Annotated in this window: 4 protein-coding genes; all 4 read left to right on the top strand. The window is 64.8% G+C overall.

Annotated elements, in window-relative coordinates:
• On the top strand, window positions 1-489 hold a 489-nt coding region (locus V7Q39_RS12465; RefSeq protein ID WP_333816911.1), incomplete at its 5' end, for a hypothetical protein.
• 108 nt (window positions 490-597) lie between these two features.
• Complete coding sequence (locus V7Q39_RS12460) at window positions 598-1,023, top strand: hypothetical protein (protein WP_333816910.1); 426 nt, start codon at window positions 598-600, stop codon at window positions 1,021-1,023.
• Window positions 1,020-1,370: a hypothetical protein gene (locus V7Q39_RS12455; RefSeq protein WP_333816909.1), complete on the top strand. Its 351-nt coding sequence runs from the start codon at window positions 1,020-1,022 to the stop codon at window positions 1,368-1,370. The genes V7Q39_RS12460 and V7Q39_RS12455 overlap by 4 nt, the downstream gene beginning before the upstream one ends.
• 35 nt (window positions 1,371-1,405) lie before the next feature.
• Entirely contained in the window at window positions 1,406-1,618 is a 213-nt protein-coding gene (locus V7Q39_RS12450; RefSeq protein ID WP_333816908.1) for a hypothetical protein, read from the top strand.
• The last annotated feature ends 70 nt before the right edge of the window (window positions 1,619-1,688 follow it).

Here is a 1,688-nt window from a genome sequence, read left to right as displayed (position 1 = left end):
GCCGCGTTCCGCAAAACCGTCGCTGACACCGCCCATTTCTGCCAGTGGGCCGCTGCGGCTCCGCCCGGCGACTTCGTGGTGTATCACATCGGCAATCTGGGCAAGGACCGCATCGGCAACGCCGCGCTGCATGAGCTGGCCGACACGGTTCTCTTGCTGTCCGAGGCGGGCTTCGTGATGGGCACCCAATATCCGATCCATTTGGCCGGAATCGCCGGGGCTTCCTACGCCGCGACCCGAACCGGCAGGGGTTGGGCGCCTCAATCCATCCTCCACCGCCGCCTCACAGCCCAGACGTGGAGAGCCCTCAATGCCGTGCATCACCGCGATAGCTGGATGTCGGCGCAGCGATCCATCCGCGACACCCTGTCCTGCCCCGATGGCATCGCCGCAGATATTCTGTGCGCCCTGTATTCCGAGGGGTGGGTGATCGACGCCCCCGGCAAGGGGTGGTGCCTCAGCCCGACAGGGCTGCGAATGCTGACGTGATTGGGCGGTCTGATGTCAAACAACAAAGCATCATTCCTCGCGCTGATCGGCCAGCCCCCGGGAGAACGGGGCCGAGCCCTCAAGTATGATGCCGATCTGCACTGCCAGATGGTGCGCGATCTGGCGCAGAAGGGTGATTTCCCCGAGTCCTGGGCAGCAGAGATCGGAATCACGATTTCCACCATGCGGCGCTGGGTGCAGGAGCATGAGGAGTTCCGCGAGGCCATCATCATCGCGCGGCACCTGCTGCAGTCCTTCTGGACCCGCGACATTGCCAAAAACCGCACCAACCCTGACTCCAAGCCGGGGCTCTACAACCTCATCGCACGGCGGTTTCCCGAGCTGTATGGCCGGGAGCCGGTCGATCTGTTCGCGTGGCTCCAGACGCCGGATGCGGTCGGAACCGAAGGCCTGACCCAACCCGGACAGGCCCCCATGATCAATCCACTGACCGGTACACCAGCGACAGAGGCCGACATTCTGGCCCGGCTGGAGGCGCTGCGGCGGCGCCGGGAAGAGGAGGGCGGGGCATGAACACAATCCCGACCAACTCCCATTTCTGCCAGCGCGCCCGGGAGCGGGCCGGGGTCGAAGACCCTGAGGCGCTGCTTCTGGCCCTGTGCCGCGCGCTTGAGCAGCAACGGCATGATGTGATCGAGCATTGCTTTGACGTGCCCGGCCCAGCGGCCCCTGATGGCCGCCCGATCCGCGCGATATGGCGCTTCCGCATCGCAAGCGGGGAGGTGTTCTATGCCGTCGTATCGCGCCTAATCATGCGCCCCATAACGGTCCTGACCCATGAGCAGGTCAGGTTCTACCGCGAGAAAAAGCGGCTCCAGAAGCCGAAGGGGCGCAAGGGTCGCCGCGTGTGTAAAACATGAGCGCCCGCGCCACCCTTTCCGCTGATGGCGGCACAGTGACCCACAGCAAGGGCGCATGGTCAGAAAGCTATCCTGTCGCAAAGCTGGCTGCGCATCTGGAGTTCTATCGCGCCATGCGGGACCGCCTTGCGCCGCATGACCGTTCGGGCCGGGCGACCGGGCCGGGCCCTTATGCCTCGTCCTATGCGGATGACGTGCTGGCGCTGGAGCGGGTCGAGAAGATGGCAAGGGTGTTGGGCACGATCTGATGAAGATGGACCCGATCATTCTGGAAGAGCTTCAGCTTCTCGAAGAGCTGGACCGCCTCCGGGCCCGGGA

The organism is Tabrizicola sp. (genome assembly GCF_036781545.1).
In the GTDB taxonomy this organism is placed as follows: Bacteria; Pseudomonadota; Alphaproteobacteria; order Rhodobacterales; family Rhodobacteraceae; genus Tabrizicola.
This window is presented reverse-complemented; position numbering and strand designations above follow the sequence as displayed.